General features: G+C 66.4%; 11 protein-coding genes and 2 tRNA genes. 12 read left to right on the forward strand and 1 reads right to left on the reverse strand.

From position 1 onward, the window contains the following. Window positions 1-136: 136 nt before the first annotated feature. From lon to ACAM26_RS07005, 5 genes are all read left to right on the forward strand, one after another. On the forward strand, window positions 137-2,578 hold the full coding sequence (lon, locus tag ACAM26_RS06985; protein ID WP_123141095.1) for an endopeptidase La: 2,442 nt from the start codon (window positions 137-139) through the stop codon (window positions 2,576-2,578). 300 nt (window positions 2,579-2,878) lie between these two features. Continuing rightward, a complete protein-coding gene (locus ACAM26_RS06990; RefSeq protein WP_165913526.1) occupies window positions 2,879-3,292 on the forward strand; it encodes an HU family DNA-binding protein in 414 nt (137 codons plus the stop codon). 51 nt (window positions 3,293-3,343) lie between these two features. Further along, window positions 3,344-3,419 (forward strand) — tRNA-Val (locus tag ACAM26_RS06995). 57 nt (window positions 3,420-3,476) lie between these two features. After that, window positions 3,477-3,553 (forward strand) — tRNA-Asp (locus tag ACAM26_RS07000). Window positions 3,554-3,628: 75 nt separating this feature from the next. Further along, window positions 3,629-5,554: a SurA N-terminal domain-containing protein gene (locus ACAM26_RS07005; RefSeq protein WP_369613345.1), complete on the forward strand. Its 1,926-nt coding sequence runs from the start codon at window positions 3,629-3,631 to the stop codon at window positions 5,552-5,554. Between the two features lie 299 nt (window positions 5,555-5,853). On the opposite strand, the gene ACAM26_RS07010 is transcribed toward ACAM26_RS07005, so the two are convergent. Beyond that, on the reverse strand, window positions 5,854-6,630 hold the full coding sequence (locus tag ACAM26_RS07010; RefSeq protein WP_062275390.1) for an enoyl-ACP reductase: 777 nt from the start codon (window positions 6,628-6,630) through the stop codon (window positions 5,854-5,856). Between the two features lie 386 nt (window positions 6,631-7,016). Here ACAM26_RS07010 and ACAM26_RS07015 point away from each other — a divergent pair, with 386 nt between their 5' ends. The 7 genes from ACAM26_RS07015 (at window position 7,017) to ACAM26_RS07045 (ending at window position 16,839) form a co-directional block, all read left to right on the forward strand. After that, window positions 7,017-9,215, forward strand: coding sequence for an ABC transporter substrate-binding protein (locus tag ACAM26_RS07015; protein WP_369613483.1), 2,199 nt, complete (start codon window positions 7,017-7,019; stop codon window positions 9,213-9,215). Beyond that, the gene (locus ACAM26_RS07020) at window positions 9,212-10,189 is read left to right on the forward strand and encodes an ABC transporter permease (RefSeq protein ID WP_005224694.1); all 978 of its coding nucleotides are present in this window, start codon (window positions 9,212-9,214) and stop codon (window positions 10,187-10,189) included. The genes ACAM26_RS07015 and ACAM26_RS07020 overlap by 4 nt, the downstream gene beginning before the upstream one ends. 13 nt (window positions 10,190-10,202) lie before the next feature. Next, on the forward strand, window positions 10,203-11,621 hold the full coding sequence (locus ACAM26_RS07025; RefSeq protein WP_369613346.1) for an ABC transporter permease: 1,419 nt from the start codon (window positions 10,203-10,205) through the stop codon (window positions 11,619-11,621). A 92-nt stretch (window positions 11,622-11,713) separates the two neighbouring features. Next, on the forward strand, window positions 11,714-13,717 hold the full coding sequence (locus ACAM26_RS07030) for a dipeptide ABC transporter ATP-binding protein (RefSeq protein WP_369613347.1): 2,004 nt from the start codon (window positions 11,714-11,716) through the stop codon (window positions 13,715-13,717). 116 nt (window positions 13,718-13,833) lie between these two features. Then, complete coding sequence (locus tag ACAM26_RS07035; protein WP_123141099.1) at window positions 13,834-14,034, forward strand: DUF2061 domain-containing protein; 201 nt, start codon at window positions 13,834-13,836, stop codon at window positions 14,032-14,034. A 194-nt stretch (window positions 14,035-14,228) separates the two neighbouring features. Further along, on the forward strand, window positions 14,229-15,599 hold the full coding sequence (locus ACAM26_RS07040) for an EAL domain-containing protein (protein ID WP_123141100.1): 1,371 nt from the start codon (window positions 14,229-14,231) through the stop codon (window positions 15,597-15,599). A gap of 1,036 nt (window positions 15,600-16,635) precedes the next feature. Next, window positions 16,636-16,839: a cold-shock protein gene (locus ACAM26_RS07045; RefSeq protein ID WP_190287958.1), complete on the forward strand. Its 204-nt coding sequence runs from the start codon at window positions 16,636-16,638 to the stop codon at window positions 16,837-16,839. Window positions 16,840-16,915 lie beyond the last annotated feature (76 nt).

Raw genomic sequence — 16,915 nt, forward strand, 5'->3', positions numbered from 1 at the left:
GCGCGTCGGCCGCCCCGATCCTTTCCCCATCATCCAATCGTACCGACGTCGGCGTCCGTGGAACGGTCCCTGGGCTCGGCCCGATCGTACCGACCACGGCCCCGCGGGCCGTCGCTTTCAATGAGAACGGGTTTCCATGGCGCAACACGATTCCAACCTGACATCCTCGACTCCGCAGGAGCTGCCGGTGCTGCCGCTGCGCGACGTCGTCGTCTATCCGCACATGGTGATTCCATTGTTCGTCGGGCGCGACAAGTCGATTCGCGCGCTCGATACCGCCATGGCGAGCGACAAGCAGATCCTGCTGATCGCACAGAAGAGTGCCGAGGTCGACGACCCCGAGGTCAAGGATCTGCACGAGATCGGCACCCTGGCCAATATCCTGCAACTGCTCAAGCTGCCCGACGGCACCGTCAAGGTGCTGGTCGAAGGCAACCAGCGTGCCCGCATCGAGCGTTTCCTCACCACCGATGACGCCTTCTCCGCGGTCATCGAGCCGCTCGAGGAGACGCTCGAGACCGACGAGCGCGAGCAGGAGGTGCTGATGCGCTCGGCCGTCGGGCTGTTCGATCAGTACGTCAAGCTCAACAAGAAGGTGCCGCCCGAGGTGCTGACCTCGCTCTCGAGCATCGACGAGGCCGGTCGTCTGGCTGACACCATGGCCGCGCACATGTCGCTGAAGCTCGACGAGAAGCAGCGCGTGCTGGAGATGACCGATGTGCAGCTGCGCATCGAACACCTGATGGGGCTGATGGAGTCGGAGAACGACATCCTGCAGATGGAGAAGCGCATCCGCGGGCGCGTCAAGCGCCAGATGGAGAAGAACCAGCGCGAGTACTATCTCAACGAGCAGATGAAGGCGATCCAGAAGGAGCTCGGCGAGCTCGAGGACGCCCCCAACGAGATCGAGGACCTGGCCAAGCGCATCGAGGAGGCGAAGATGCCTCGCGAGGCGCACAACAAGGCCCAGTCCGAGCTCAACAAGCTCAAGCTGATGTCGCCGATGTCGGCCGAGGCGACGGTGGTGCGCAACTATATCGAGACCCTGGTGCAGGTGCCGTGGAAGAAGCGCTCGCGTATCCGTAACGACATCAAGGTCGCCGAGGCGGTGCTCGACAAGGACCACTACGGGCTCGATCGGGTCAAGGAGCGCATCCTCGAGTACCTCGCCGTGCAGCAGCGGGTGCGCAAGCTCAAGGGCCCGATCCTGTGCCTGGTCGGTCCGCCCGGTGTCGGCAAGACCTCGCTCGGTCAGTCGATCGCCCGCGCCACCAACCGCAAGTTCGTGCGCATGTCGCTCGGTGGGGTGCGCGACGAGGCTGAGATCCGCGGTCACCGGCGCACCTATATCGGTGCGCTGCCGGGCAAGATCATCCAGAACCTCTCCAAGGCCGGTTCGCGCAACGCGCTCTTCCTGCTCGACGAGATCGACAAGATGGCGATGGACTTCCGTGGCGACCCGGCCTCGGCGCTGCTCGAGGTCCTCGACCCGGAGCAGAACCACGCCTTTGCCGATCATTACCTGGAGGTCGACTTCGACCTCTCCGAGGTGATGTTCGTCGGCACCGCCAACACCCTCAACATCCCCCCGGCGCTGCTCGATCGGATGGAGGTGATCCGGCTCTCGGGCTACACCGAGGACGAGAAGGTCGCCATCGCCGAGCGCTACCTGATCCCCAAGCAGACCAAGAACAATGGTCTCAAGCCCGGTGAGCTGGTGATCCGCGAGGCGGCGCTGCGCGACATCATCCGTCACTACACCCGCGAGGCCGGGGTGCGTAACCTCGAGCGCGAGATCTCCAAGGTGTGCCGCAAGGTGGTCAAGGAGGTGCTGCTGAAGAAGCGCGACAGCGCCACCACGGTGACCGCCAAGTCACTGGAGAAGTATCTCGGGGTGCAGCGCTATCGCTACGGCCGCGCCGAGGAGCACGACCAGGTCGGTCAGGTCACCGGCCTGGCCTGGACCGAGGTCGGCGGCGAGCTGTTGCAGATCGAGTCGGCGTTGATGCCGGGTAAGGGCAAGCTCAGCTATACCGGTCAGCTCGGTGATGTGATGCAGGAGTCGATCCAGGCGGCGATGACCGTGGTGCGCTCGCGTGCCGAGGGGCTTGGGGTGCCGACCGACTTCCACAGCACCTTCGATGTCCATATCCACGTCCCCGAGGGCGCGACCCCCAAGGATGGTCCGAGCGCGGGCGTGGCCATGTGCACCGCGTTGGTCTCGGCGCTGACCAAGATCCCGGTGCGCTCGACGGTGGCGATGACCGGCGAGATCACCCTGCGCGGCGAGGTGTTGCCGATCGGTGGGCTCAAGGAGAAGCTGCTCGCCGCGCATCGCGGTGGGATCGAGGAAGTGATCATCCCGCTGGAGAACGAGCGCGACTTGGTCGAGATCCCCAAGAACATCAAGCAGCATCTGGAGATCCATCCGGTGCGCTGGATCGACGAGGTCCTCGATATCGCCCTGGTCCAACCGCCGCGCCCCGCCGGGGAGTCGGCCGAGGCCAAGGAGGCCGAGGAGGAGTCGGCCGACTCGGCTGAGGGTGCTCGAGATCAGGGGGCGCCGCTGCATCACTGATGTGATGGGCATGTCGCCGTCGGGTCGGCACCCGCACCCATCCGGGGTGCCGATCAACACCGCGATCGATGTTCCCGCTCCGGCCCATCGTCCGATGCCCCAGGGGGGGCGGACGGTGCGTCGGCGGCGATCATTTGCTCTGTTGTATCGACGGAGTCCGATTCGATTGTTAAGGTCATCAGCGGTGCTGGCACGGTGATTGTGTCTGCTCATGATGGCTAATCTGCCATGTCAAGTGCCGCGGCTCTGCTTAACGGCGGGTTTTTGTGACCAACAGGCAGAAAAGCCGGTTGCCCTCGCATGGACTCCGATTTAGCATGCGTCAATCTTGAAGAAGGCTTGCGCACAGGGGTCTCCGGCCCCGCGTCCGATGCGTGGCATCCGCCTCATCGTCGTCGCGCAGTCAGTGTGTACCAAACGAGACAGGTAACAGGGGGATCAATGAACAAATCCGACCTCATCGAAGCCATGGCGGATGCCGCGGATATCTCCAAGGCTGCGGCAGCCCGTGCCCTCGATGCCTTCACCGACTCGGTCGCCGTGACCCTCAAGGACGGCGGTACCGTGTCGCTGATCGGCTTCGGCACCTTCAGCGTCAAGGAGCGTGCCGCCCGTACCGGCCGCAACCCGCAGACCGGCGCGACCATCGAGATCAAGGCATCGAAGACGCCTGCATTCAAGGCTGGCAAAGCGCTCAAGGATGCCGTACAATAGCGCTTCGCCTTCGGGGGGAAGGATAAAAACTTCCTCCCAAGCCGAAGGGTGGGGTGCTTAGCTCAGCTGGGAGAGCATCGCCCTTACAAGGCGAGGGTCACAGGTTCGATCCCTGTAGCACCCACCAACACCGAAAAAAAGGTGTTGCAAAGAAAAAAAATTGCAGTATAATGGCAATTCTTCTGGAGCGGTAGTTCAGTTGGTTAGAATACCGGCCTGTCACGCCGGGGGTCGCGGGTTCGAGTCCCGTCCGCTCCGCCAAATTCGATAAAAACGGGGCATCCGCAAGGGTGCCCCGTTTTTTTTTGGCCCACACCTTCGTTTGGATCGACCGCCATGCTTCAATCCATCAGGGATCGTGCCCAGGGCTGGATCGCCTGGGTCATCGTCATCTTGATCAGTATTCCGTTCGCGCTCTGGGGCATCCAGTCCTATCTCGGCATCAATGGCGAGACGGTGACGGCCACCGTCAATGGTGTCGAACTCACCGAGCGCGATCTCGATCGTCGGGTCCAGCAGACCCGCATGGAGCTACGCGAGCGTCTCGGCGCCGCCTATGACCCTGCCGCCTTCGACAGCGCCGAGCTGCGCCGCATGGTGCGCGAGGAGATGATCCGCGAGGTGCTGCTGATCGACGTCTCGCAGCGTCTGGGGCTGCGTGTCTCGGATCAGGAGCTCAAGCTGCGCATCCTCTCCGAGCCGGCCTTTCAGCGTGATGGTCGCTTCGACAACGAGGCTTTCCAGCGCCTGCTGCAACTGCAGGGGATGAGCGAGCAGCAGTTCGTCGAGCAGCTGCGCCGGCAGCTGACCGGCACCCAGCTGATCCGCGCGGTGGTGGCCAGCGAGTTCCCGACCCGTCTCGAACTCGAGCAGTTCCAGCGTCTCTCCGCACAGCAGCGCGACATCGACTATGCGCGCTTTGCCGCCGCCGATTATCTGAGCGACGAGCCGCTCGCCGACGAGACGATCGAGACCTACTACCAGGAACACGCCGAGCGTTTCCGCAGCCCCGAGCAGGTCAAGCTCGATTACGTGGTCCTCGACGTCGCCGAACTGGCCAAGGGCATCGAGATCGACGAGGCGGCGCTGCGCGAGGCCTATGCCGCCGAGCAGGGGCGGTTCGTCATGCCCGAGCAGCGACAGGTCCGTCATCTGCTGATCGCGCTGCCGCAACAGGCCGATGACGAACAGGTCGCCACCGCCGAGCGCGAGATCACGGCGCTGCGCGCGCGCATCCTCGAGGGCGAATCCTTCGCCGATCTCGCCGCCGAGCACTCGGACGACCCCGGTAGCGCCGCCGAGGGTGGCGAACTCGGTCTGATCGAGCCGGGGATGATGGATCCGGTGTTCGACGAGGCGGTGTTCTCGCTGCCCGAGGGTGGACTGAGCGAGCCGGTGCGGACCCGTTTCGGCTATCACCTGATCGAGGTCGAGGCGGTCCGCCCCGGCGAGACCCAGCCGTTCGAGGCGGTCCGTGAGCAGCTGCACGAAGAGCAGGCGCGTGCCCAGGCCGAGTCGCTCTATTACGATCTCGGCGAGCGCCTCGCAACCCTCTCCTACGAGCGTCCGGACAGCCTCGAGCCGGTGGTCGAGGAGCTCGGCCTGGAGTTGCGTCAGAGCGATTGGATCGGACGCGAGGGTGGCGAGGGACTGCTCGCCGAGCCCGGTGTGCTGTCGGCGGCCTTCAGCGACGAGGTGCTGGTCGAGGGCAACAACAGCGAGCTGATCGAGCCCGATCACGAGCGGCTCAGCGCCGTGGTGGTGCGGGTGCGCGATCATCGCGAGTCGGCGCCGCGCCCGCTCGAGACGGTGCGCGAGGAGATCGTCGCCGCGCTGCGTGAGCAGCGCGCGCAGCAGGCCGCGATGGCCGCGGCGGAGGCGGCGCTCGCCCAGGTGCGCGACGGTGAGGCCGAGTGGTCCGAGGCGATGGCTGCGGCGGTGATCGAATCGGTCGGGCTGGTCGGGCGCGGCGCGGTGTTGCCCGAAGCGGTGCTCGATCTCGCCTTCAAGCTGCCGGCGCCGCAATCCGGAGAGTCTGAGCTGGAGGCGGTGGCGCTTGCCGACGGCGATGCCGTGGTGGTGCGGCTGACCCAGGTCGAGGATGGTGAGGTGACGGTCGGTGGCGAGGGCGCGACCATCCCGGAGGCCGGACTGCTCGCCGAACTCGCCGGGCGTGATCTCTATGATGTGGTGCTCGCCGACATCGAGCGTCGCGCCGAGATCACCCGCGAGCCACTGAGCGTGGACGACGACCAGCTCTGACCTTGCGACTTCGCTCGGGGACCGGCGACGCGGCCGACGCCCCGAGCGATGCGTGGCATCGCTGCTGCGCCATCAAGCGATATGCGATCGAACCGTCAGGTGGAGGCGTCATGACGCCGGCGCCGAGGCGGTTTTTTTGTGCGCGGCCTTGCTGATGCGCTCGTCGCCTGCCTGCTGTCCAGGGTTGTGTCCCTGGGGGCCGAGCGGTGCGCCGGGCGGGGGAGCGAGGGGAGGGCGATGCGTCGAGTGACGCCTCGGGGCGCCGCCGCGACCAGACGGGCGCGGCGGCGTGAGCGGGCTCAGCCGAGCCCGAGGATGTGGTAGCCGGTGTCGACGTAGAGGACGTCGCCGGTGATGCCGCTGGCCAGGTCGGAGCAGAGGAAGGCGGCGGCGTTGCCGACCTCCTCGATGGTGACGTTGCGGCGCATCGGGGTGCGCTCCTCGACCTGCTTGAGCATGTCGCGGAAGTCGGAGATGCCGGCGGCGGCGAGGGTGCGGATCGGGCCGGCCGAGACGGCGTTGACGCGGGTGCCGCGCGGGCCGAGCGAGGCGGCCAGATAGCGTACGTTGGCCTCCAGACTGGCCTTGGCCACGCCCATCACGTTGTAGTTGGGAACCGCGCGCACCGCACCCAGATAGCTCATGGTGAGCAGCGCGCCGTTACGCCCCTCCATCATCGCCCGCCCGCCCTTGGCCAGGGCGGCGAAGCTGTAGGCGCTGATCTCGTGGGCGGTGTTGAAGCCCTCGCGGGTGACCGCATCGACATACTCACCCTCGAGCTGCTCGCGCGGGGCGAAGGCGATCGAGTGGACGATGCCGTCGAGTCCGTCCCACTGCTCGCCGAGCGCGGCGAACAGCGCGTCGATGTCCTCGTCGCGGCTGACGTCGAGCGGCAGCACCAGGTCCGAACCGCACTTGGCGGCCATGTCGGTGACACGCGACTTGAGCTTGTCGTTCTGGTAGGTAAAGGCCAGCTCGGCGCCCTGGCGGTGCATCGCCTCGGCACAGCCCCAGGCGATCGAGCGGTTGCTCGCCACGCCGGTGATCAGAATCTTCTTGCCTTCAAGGAATCCCATGTTCGGTAGTCTCTCGCGTTCGCTGGCCGGGCGCGGGTGCGCCGGCGACCGTTCGGGTCGGGATCTGCTGATGGTCCGTGTTCACCCTTGGACATTTCAGTCAGATCATTCGATGATTGGGGATCGTTGCTCGGGGCTCTGGCACGGACACCCGCTCCTGTCGGGACCCGGGGCCGGGACGCTGGCGCCGGATCGGGCGCGGCGAGCCTCGCGGTCTCACGGGCCGCAACCGATACCCCGTGGTTCGGGGACCGATAACAGTACCGAAACTCGTATTGAGGTGGAAGGGTGTACGCGAGGGAGAGCTCGATGAGCTGCGGTGCCGATGAGACCTGTGACCGGGGACCGAGCATGGTCGTCGTGGCGCGAAGCGGGTGAGGACGATGATGCCGATGGTGGACAAGGCGGCGAGATGGCGTGTGCTGTGGCGAGGCATCCGGGTGGTGTCGGTGATGTCGCTGCTGATCGCGGGGCTGGTCGCATGCGACGACCGCCCCTGGAACGATCCCTATCCGCGTGACACGGCCACCAGCAACACCCTCTACAGCTCCTTTGGCGAGCGGCCCAAGCATCTCGATCCGGCGCGCTCCTACACCGTCAATGAAAACACCTTCATCGCCCAGATCTACGAGCCGCCGCTGCAGTATCACTTTCTCCACCGGCCTTACCAGCTGATCCCGCTCGCCCTGGCCGAGATGCCGCAGGTGCGCTTCTACGACGCCGCCGGCGAGCCGCTGCCCGATGATGCGCCGGCCGCGGCGATCGCCCGCAGCGAGTACGAGCTGCGCATCCGTCCCGGCACCCGCTACCAGCCGCATCCGGCCCTTGCTCGCGACGCCGAGGGCGCGCCGCGCTATCTCGACCTCGAGCCCGGCGCGCTCGCCGGGATCGACACCCTCGGCGACTTCGCCGAGCACGGCACCCGCGAGCTGGTCGCCGCCGACTTCGCCTATCAGATCAAGCGTCTGGCCGCGCCCTGGCTGCACTCGCCGATCAACGGGGTGATGGGCGAGCACATCCTCGGCTTCGCCGCGCTCGGCGAGCGGCTCGAGGCCGCGGACCCGGAGCAGGCGCGCGCCCGGGTGGCGCTGCTGCGCGATACCGAGTTCGAGGGCGTCGAGGTGCTCGATCGCTATCGGTTGCGCATCACCCTCGAGGGCAAGTACCCGCAGTTCTCCTACTGGTTGGCGATGCCCTTCTTCGCGCCCATGCCCTGGGAGGCCGAGGCCTTCTACGCCCAGCCGGGGATGCGCGAGCGCAACCTGATGCTCGACTGGTATCCGGTCGGCACCGGTCCCTACATGCTCACCGAGAACAACCCCAACCTGCGCATGGTGCTCGAGCGCAACCCCAACTTCCACGGCGAGCGCTATCCCGACAGCGGCATGCCGGGCGATCGCGCCGCCGGTATCCTCGATGATGCCGGGGCGCCGCTGCCGTTCATCGATCGCGTCGTCTACAGCCTGGAGAAGGAGAGCATTCCGCGCTGGAACAAGTTCCTCCAGGGCTATTACGACTTCTCCGGGATCTCCTCGGACGCCTTCGATCAGGCGGTGCGGGTCGACGCCAGCGGCCGCCCCATGCTCACCGAGACGCTGGAGGCGCGCGGGGTCGAGCTGATGACCGCGGTCGAGCCGACGATCTTCTTCATGGGCTTCAACATGCTCGATCCGGTGATCGGCGGCGAGGGCCAGCGCGCGCGCCTGCTGCGTCGGGCGATCTCGATCGCGGTCGACATGGAGGAGTTCATCTCGATCTTCCTCAATGGTCGTGGCGTTGTCGCCCAGAGCCCGCTGCCGCCGGGCATCTTCGGTCATCGCACGGGCGAGGCCGGGATCAATCCCTTCGTCTATCGCTGGGAGGCGGGGCGGGCGGTGCGCCGCTCGCTCGACGAGGCGCGCACGCTGATGGTCCAGGCCGGCTATCCCGGCGGGCGTGATCGCGACACCGGTCGGGCGCTGACACTCAACTACGAGGCGGTGGCCACCGGTCCCGACGACCGCGCCCGGCTCAACTGGCTGCGCAAGCAGTTCGCCAAGCTCGGCATCGAGCTGGTGATCCGCTCCACCGACTACAACCGCTTCCAGGACAAGATCCGCAACGGCACCGGCCAGATCTTCTTCTGGGGCTGGAACGCCGACTACCCCGACCCGGAGAACTTCCTCTTCCTGCTCTACGGCCCCAACGGTCGGGTCGAGCACCAGGGCGAGAACTCGGTCAACTACACCAACCCCGAGTTCGACCGGCTGTTCGAGCGCATGCGCAACCTCGAGGACGGCCCCGAGCGCCAGGCGCTGATCGATCGCATGGTCGAGATCGCGCGTACCGACGCGCCCTGGATCTGGGGCTTCCACCCGCGCGCCTTCAGTCTCTATCACCGCTGGTATCACAACGCCTACCCCAACCAGATGGCCAACAACACCCTCAAGTACCGTCGTATCGACCCGGCGCTGCGCGCCGAGCTGCGCCGCGCCTGGAACCAGCCGGTGCTGTGGCCGCTGGGCGCGGCCGCCGCCGTGCTGTTGGCGCTGCTGCTGCCGGCCTGGTGGCTGGTGCGCCGACGCGAGCGGAGTCGCGCGCTATGAGTGCCTATATCCTGCGTCGGCTGCTCTATGCCATCCCCATCCTGATCGGGGTCAATCTGCTGACCTTCGTGCTCTTCTTCGTGGTCAACTCGCCCGATGATATGGCGCGCATGCATCTCGGCGAGAAGCGGGTGACCGCCGAGGCGGTCGCGGCCTGGAAGGCCGATCACGGCTACGACAGGCCGATGCTCTACAACGCCGAGGCCGAGGGGCTGGGGCGGTTGACCGAGACCATCTTCTTCGACAAGTCGGTGCGGCTGTTCGTCTTCGACTTCGGCAGCTCCGACGATGGGCGCGACATCGGGCGTGATATCGCCCAGCGGATGTGGCCGAGCCTGGCGATCGCGCTGCCGGTGCTGCTGGTGGGGCTGGCCTTCAACATCAGCTATGCGCTGTTCATCGTCTTCTTCCGCGCCACCTATGTCGATCTGGCCAGCGTGGTGCTGCTGGTGACGATGATGTCGATCTCGGGGTTGTTCTACATCATCGGCGGCCAGTTCCTGCTCGGTAAGCTGTTCCAATTGGTGCCGATCTCGGGCTACGACAGCGGGCTGGCCGGGTTGAAGTTCCTGGTGCTGCCGGTGATCGTCGGGGTGATCGGCGGTATCGGTGCGGGGACACGCTGGTATCGCACCCTGTTTCTCGAGGAGATCGGTCGCGACTATGTCCGTACCGCCCGCGCCAAGGGGCTGGGCGAGCGCCTGGTGCTGTTCCGCCACGTGTTGCGCAACGCCCTGATCCCGATCCTCACCGGGGTGGTGGTGGTGCTGCCGCTGCTGTTCATGGGTAGCCTGATCACCGAGTCCTTCTTCGCCATCCCGGGGCTGGGCAGCTACACCATCGATGCGATCAGCAACCAGGACTTCGCCATCGTTCGCTCGATGGTGTTCCTCGGCGCCGTGCTCTATATCCTCGGGCTGATCCTCACCGACATCTCCTACACCCTCGCCGACCCGCGGGTGCGGCTGCAATGAGTGGAGCGATGCCATGCCGTTGATGCCGGTGGTGCTGTGGACCGACGCGCTGCTCTATCTGTTGCTGGCGCTGCTCGGCGGGTTCGCCTGGCACGCCGCGCGCCACGAGCACCTGCGCGCGCCCTGGCGTCGGGTGGCGCGCTCGCGCATCGGGGTGGTCACCCTGGTGGTGCTCGGCTGCTATCTGCTGGTCGCGGTGCTCGACTCGGTGCATCTGCGGCTGCGCCTCGCTGACCAGTCCGGCGCGACGAGCGCCGAGACGCGCTACTCGCCCGAGGTGCTGAGCCTGCTCGACCTGGCGCTCGCCGGGCTGCGCAGCCAGTCGGAGAAGACCTACTCGGCGCCCTTCGCCACCCATCTCTACGTCAAGGAGGCGATCGAGCTGCCCGATGGCCGGGTGCTGCGCGATTATCCCCGTCTGGCGCACGGTGGTGCCCATCTCGACGACCCCGCCGCGCGTGGTCTCGACATCCTCTGGCGCGGGCTGCTCGGCGCGCTGCTGGGGCTGGCGCTGTGGGGGGCGATCCTGTTCGCGCTGAGCGCGGCACTGGCGCGGCGGCGCGGCATCACCCCGGCTTTGATGCGCGCGCGCATCAAAGCCGGGCGCACCGAGGTGCCGTGGCGTGCGGCGCTGCTCACCCTGGCGTCGATCCTGGCGCTCGGCGGGGCGGTGGCGCTGCTCGCCGGTCACTATCATGTCCTCGGCACCGACAAGGTCGGCGAGGACGTGCTCTACCAGGCGCTCAAGAGCGTGCGCACCGGGCTGCTGATCGGCACCCTGACCACCTTGGTGATGCTGCCCGCGGCGCTGCTGCTGGGGATCATGGCCGGTTACTTCAGGGGCTGGGTCGATGACCTGATCCAGTATCTCTACACCACCCTCAACGCCATCCCCGGGGTGTTGCTGATCGCCGCGGCGGTGCTGATGCTGCAGGTCTACATGAGCAACCACGCCGAGGACTTCGCCAGCCTGGTCGAGCGCGCCGACCTGCGCCTGCTCTTTCTCTGCCTGATCCTCGGCGTGACCAGCTGGACCGGGCTGTGCCGGTTGCTGCGGGGCGAGACGCTCAAGCTTCGCGAGTCGGATTATGTCCAGGCCGCCAGCGCGCTCGGGGTCGGTCATTTCACCATCATCGGTCGTCACATCCTGCCCAACGTGATGCACATCGTGCTGATCACCCTGGTGCTCGACTTCAGCGGTCTGGTGCTGGCCGAGGCGGTGCTCTCCTATGTCAACATCGGGGTCGACCCGACCATGAACAGCTGGGGCAACATGATCAACGGCGCGCGGCTGGAGCTGGCGCGCGAACCGGTGGTGTGGTGGTCGCTGAGCGCCGCTTTCGTGTTCATGTTCACCCTGGTGCTCGCCGCCAACCTGTTTGCCGACGTGGTGCGCGATGCCTTCGACCCGCGCCTGCGCGGCGCCGCCTGAGCCGTCGTGTCCACCCAACCCCGGAGGTCCCTCGCCGTGATCCGCCATCGTCGCCACGCGTCCGTCATCCTCGTCGTCCCGGGGGGCTGGCGATGAGCGCGCCGCTGCTCGAGGTCGAGGGGCTGAGTACCACCATCGGCGCGGCGCGGGTGGTCGACGACCTGCGACTGGAGCTGGCGCGCGGCGAGACCTTCGCGCTGCTCGGCGAGTCGGGCTGCGGCAAGTCGATGACCGCGCTGTCGCTGATGCGGTTGCTGCCGCCTGCGGGACGGATCGAGTCCGGTGCGGTGCGACTCGACGGGGTCGACCTGCTGCGGCTCAGCGAGGCCGAGATGCGCCGGGTGCGTGGCGCGCGTCTGGCGATGATCTTCCAGGAGCCGCAGACCTCGCTCAACCCGGTGATGCGGATTGGCGCGCAGATCGCCGAGGCGGTGCGGCTGCACGCGGGCGCCGCTGCTGCGGCGGTGGATGCGCGGGTGTTGGAGTTGCTGCACGCGGTCGGCATCCCCGACCCCGAGCGGCGCGCGCGCGAGTATCCGCACCAGCTCTCGGGCGGGATGAAACAGCGGGTGATGATCGCCATGGCGCTCGCCGGTGATCCCGAGCTGCTGATCGCCGACGAGCCGACCACCGCGCTCGATGTCACCATCCAGGCGCAGGTGCTGGGCCTGCTCAAGACCCTGCAGCAGCAAAGCGGGCTGGCGGTGTTGCTGATCACCCACGACCTCGGGGTGGTGGCCGAGACCGCCGAGCGGCTGGCGGTGATGTATGCCGGCGAGATCGTCGAGACGGCAACCACCGCCGCCTTCTTCGCCGCGCCCGCGCACCCCTACAGCCGCATGCTGCTCGACAGCCTGCCGACGGCGGACAAGCGCGGCGCGCGGCTTGCGGCCATCCCCGGGCGGGTGCCGCCGCTCGATCGCGCGTTCACCGGCTGTCGCTTCGTCGAGCGCTGTCCGCGCGCGCTCGCGCGCTGCGCCGAGCAGTTGCCGCGCTGGCACGAGGCCGGGGCGGGGCACTGGGTGCGCTGCCATCTGTGGGACGCCGACCAGGTCGACGCCGCCACCGTGGCCGCGCCTGCGGTGGCGGAGGGTGAGCATGCGCCCGCCGGGGAGGATGCGGCCCCGCTGCTCGAGGTCGCCGATCTCAAGGTGCACTTCCCGATCCATCGTGGGGTGCTGCGCCGGGTGGTCGGGCAGGTGCGCGCGGTCGACGGGGTGTCACTGCAATTGCGCCCGGGCCGTACCCTGGCGCTGGTCGGCGAGTCCGGCTGCGGCAAGACCACTGCCGGCAAGGCGCTGCTGCAGCTGATCGCGCCCACCGCCGGCTCGATCCGTTACCAGGGCCACGAGTTGGCTGGGCTCGGCCATCGCCGGATGCGCCGCTTCCGCAAGGACCTGCAGATCATCTTCCAGGACCCGCACGCCTCGATGAATCCGCGCATGCTGGTCGGTGACGTGATCGGCGAGGGGCTGCAAGCGCTGGGGCTGGCGCGCACCCGCCCGGAGCGGTTGCGCCGCGCCGCCGAGCTGCTCGAGCTGGTAGGGATGCCGGGTGCGGCCGTCGAGCGCTATCCGCACGAGTTCTCCGGCGGGCAGCGTCAGCGCATCTGTATCGCCCGCGCGCTCGCCGTCGACCCCAGGGTGATCGTCTGCGACGAGCCGACCAGCGCGCTCGACGTCTCGGTGCAGGCGCAGATCCTCAACCTGCTCAAGGATCTCCAGGCCCGTCTCGGTCTGTCCTATCTGTTCATCACCCATGACCTGTCGGTGGTCGCCTATCTCGCCCACGAGGTCGCGGTGATGTATCTGGGCCGGGTGGTCGAGCGGGGAAGGGTCGATGAGATCCTCGAGCGTCCGCGTCATCCCTATACCCGCGCGCTGCTCTCGGCGGTGCCGGTGGCCGACCCCCGGGCCGAGCGGCGTACCCTGCGTCTGGAGGGCGACATGCCCTCGCCGAGTGCGCCGCCGCCGGGCTGTCACTTCCATCCGCGCTGCCCCGAGGCACGCCCCGAGTGCGCCCTGGCCTATCCCGAGGGGCGGGCGGTCAGTGCGACGCATCGTGTCCATTGTCTCCTCGTCGAGGCCGGGCGCTGAGTGCCGGGCCGGGGCGTGATCGTCCATGCCTATTGGGGCGTAAATGAGAATCTATTTCATTTAAAGGCGGTCTGGGTCTATGCTTGTCCTCAAGGTAATCGAGGAGGGTAGCGACCATGATCAAGACACTCACCTTCGGCGCGGTGCACATGACGGTGGCCTTCACCGTGGCCTATGTGATGACCGGCAGCTGGGTCGTCGGCGGCGCCATCGCCCTGGTCGAGCCGATGATCAACACCGTGGCCTATTTCTTCCACGAATTGGTCTGGGAGCGGATCCGCAAGCGGCCGAAGATGATCGCGACCGCTGAGGTCTAGGCGGGGATGCCCGATGTTGCCGGTGACGGCCGTCTGGCGTTGTGATTCGACAGGAGTCTGACGCCTTCGATTCATCTCGGGACGGGGTGTTGTGCTGGCGCGCTCGATCCTTTGGGGTTGCGTTAGTTCTGTGCTCGACTTATTTTTGCGCATTGGACTCGCTGCTGGCGCAACCACTCACCAATGGACCTTGGATGATCGAGAAAAAGCACATCCTGTGTGTGGACCCCGAACCCTTCAAGCTACGCATCCCTGCGTTGCTCGGTCGCCGGGGGGTCAAGGTTGCGCTGAACGCGGCCAGTGATCAGGCGTCGCTCGATCAGGCCCTGAGCGAACCGGGACACTGGGATCTGGTGTTGTGTGAGGCCGGGTCCTTCTTCGATCTGGCCCTCGATGAGCGTCTTGATACGATCGGTGACGTCCTCGATGCATCGGTGGTGCTGATCAAGCCCAGAGACAGCCAGCTCTCGCCGGCCGAGGGCTATCGGTGGGGCGCGGCCGATGTGGTGATGAAGGGCGATACCGACCACTTGCTGATGGTCTGCGAGCGCGAACTCGGCAATGCCGTGCTGCGCCGGCGCTTGCGCATGCTCGAGCAGGTCGAGACCGCATCGCCGGGGGTGGCGCCGGGGCATGCCGACAGTCGTGAGGGGCGGCGAGGAGGGCGTGCTGTGGTGATCCCGACCATCACCGACCTGAGCAAGGCCGCGACCCATGATTCCGAGCCCCAGACCGAGTTCGTCGCCGAAACCACCGTCCACGAGTCCGGGTTATCGGCCGAGCAGTTGCGGATCAAGTCGCTGATCGATGAGGGCGGTCTGACCCTCGAGTTCCAGCCGATCGTGCCGCTCGAGGCGCCCGAGCGGGCCCGCAGTCAGTTCGAGGCACTGGTGCGGCTCAAGGACGAGTCCGGGGCGCTGATGCTGCCCGGCGACTTCCTGCCGACCATCGCCGAGGCGGGCTGGATGGGCAAGATCGATCTGTGGATCTACCGGCGGGCGCTGACCATCCTCGAGGAGCTGCAAGGTGCCGGTCGCGCCGATGCCATGCTGTTCGTCAACCTCGCTACCGAGACCCTGCGTTCGCGCGCCCTGATCAAGGCCATCGGCGGCTTCACCTCGGCGGCGCGTATCTCCTCGGGCTCGATCGTGGTCGAGCTCCATCGCGATGCCTTCGTGCGCGAACCCGAGGGGGTGGAGCAACTCGCCGAGCTGCTGCGTCTCAATCGTCATGGTCTCCTGTTGGAAGACCCCGGTGTCGGCGACTGTCGCTTTCTCGAGCGTCACGGCGGGCTGATGACCCATGTCAAGCTCAACCGCAGGATCACCCGTGGTCTGGTCGAGGGCGAGGTCGAACAGCGGGATCTCGACCGTCTGGTCGGTTGCGCCCATGCCCGCGACATCCAGGTGATCGCGCTGGCCGTGGAGAGCGCCCGGCTGCTGCCGATGCTGTTCAGCGCCGGGGTCGATGCCATCCAGGGGCACTTCGTCAGCATGCCCTATCAGGACCTGATGTACCCGGCGGTTCAACGCATCGAGTCCGAGTCGAGCTTCATCGAATCCTGAGCGTGCGGTGCGCCAGACGCAGATTTTCGTCGCCAAGGGCGGGATTCAGGGTTACACTAGCCGGCATGAGAATTTCGATTCCGCTTTACTGAAGGCCGCCTCCGTCGCATTTCCCCCACTCGCGGTATCACCGCCGATCACCATCGCATTTCCCCCAACGCTCGTTGTCCCGACCGCATGGCTGTCGTCTTGCGTGGAACAGGCGAGGTGTATCCATCATGTTCGTCCCGATAGCAATGACAGCCGCTGGCCGTGTTGCCTGAGTGGTCCTGGTGATGATGTGGTGATAATGAAACGGTGCAAAAGGGATGACGGCGAACGCCCATGTTGCGATTACGTTCTCCGGTTTACACTGGCCAAATAGAATCGCATAATGACGAAGAAGCACTGGTGATGCAGGACGCATCACCTCGAGAACGAATACGCCGGATGCGTGTGCTTGATGGAAGGATAGTTACGCGGGACCCCATGGAGTCGGAGTCCGGTGTCGGGTTGACGGTCATCTTGGCCGCGGGCCCGGCGAACCGGCCCAGTGCCGCCCTAGGTGGCCAGTGGTCGTCCCGCTCGGAACCAATACCGCCCGATCAATCGCATGGGGCCACGGGCCTTGAGATCACCGCGAAAGCGACTGCCGCTCTGTGTGAGCGTCGCTGCCGAACGGTTGATGCTCGGTCACGATGATGCCCCTTCCCCCGGTCAGGACAGCCATGGTCATCAGTGTGTGATGACAGGTCGTCCGTGCTCGTGGAGGTATGCCGAACGGCATTTCGCACGCCACTGAGTGGTGTGTGGCGCTCGGCACGCCGCGGAAGCCTGGTCTCGTTCATCGACACGGGTCGATAACGGATATGGTGCGACACCTGGTGTCGCCACCGATTGCGGGATGCCTGCGTGGCTCCCGTTCGATTCGTCATCCTGTCCGTGACAGGGTGATGAAGCCGCGCTCGTAATTGCGTGCGGGACGCGGATTTTTAGCAATACCGGCGAGATGAATGCCGGTGCTTTATATTGTGATGAGGTTGATATGCCAGGCGAAATGGTTTCCGGGACGGTTAAGTGGTTCAACGACGAGAAGGGTTACGGTTTTATTGCGCGTGAAGGCGGCAAGGACGTCTTCGTGCATTACAGCGCGATCAATGGCGCTGGTGGCCGCAAGACCCTGCTCGAGGGTCAGCAGGTGACCATGCAGGTCACCCAGGGCCCGAAAGGCCCCCAGGCCGAGAACGTCAACCCGGTCTGAGCCTGATCCTGGCCCGGCCCCTGGGGCCCGGGCCGATCAGGGCGCGGATCGGGTGCCCGTCACCCGATCCGCTGTT

This window comes from Marichromatium sp. PS1 (genome assembly GCF_041155115.1).
GTDB classification, from domain to species: Bacteria; Pseudomonadota; Gammaproteobacteria; order Chromatiales; family Chromatiaceae; genus Marichromatium; species Marichromatium gracile.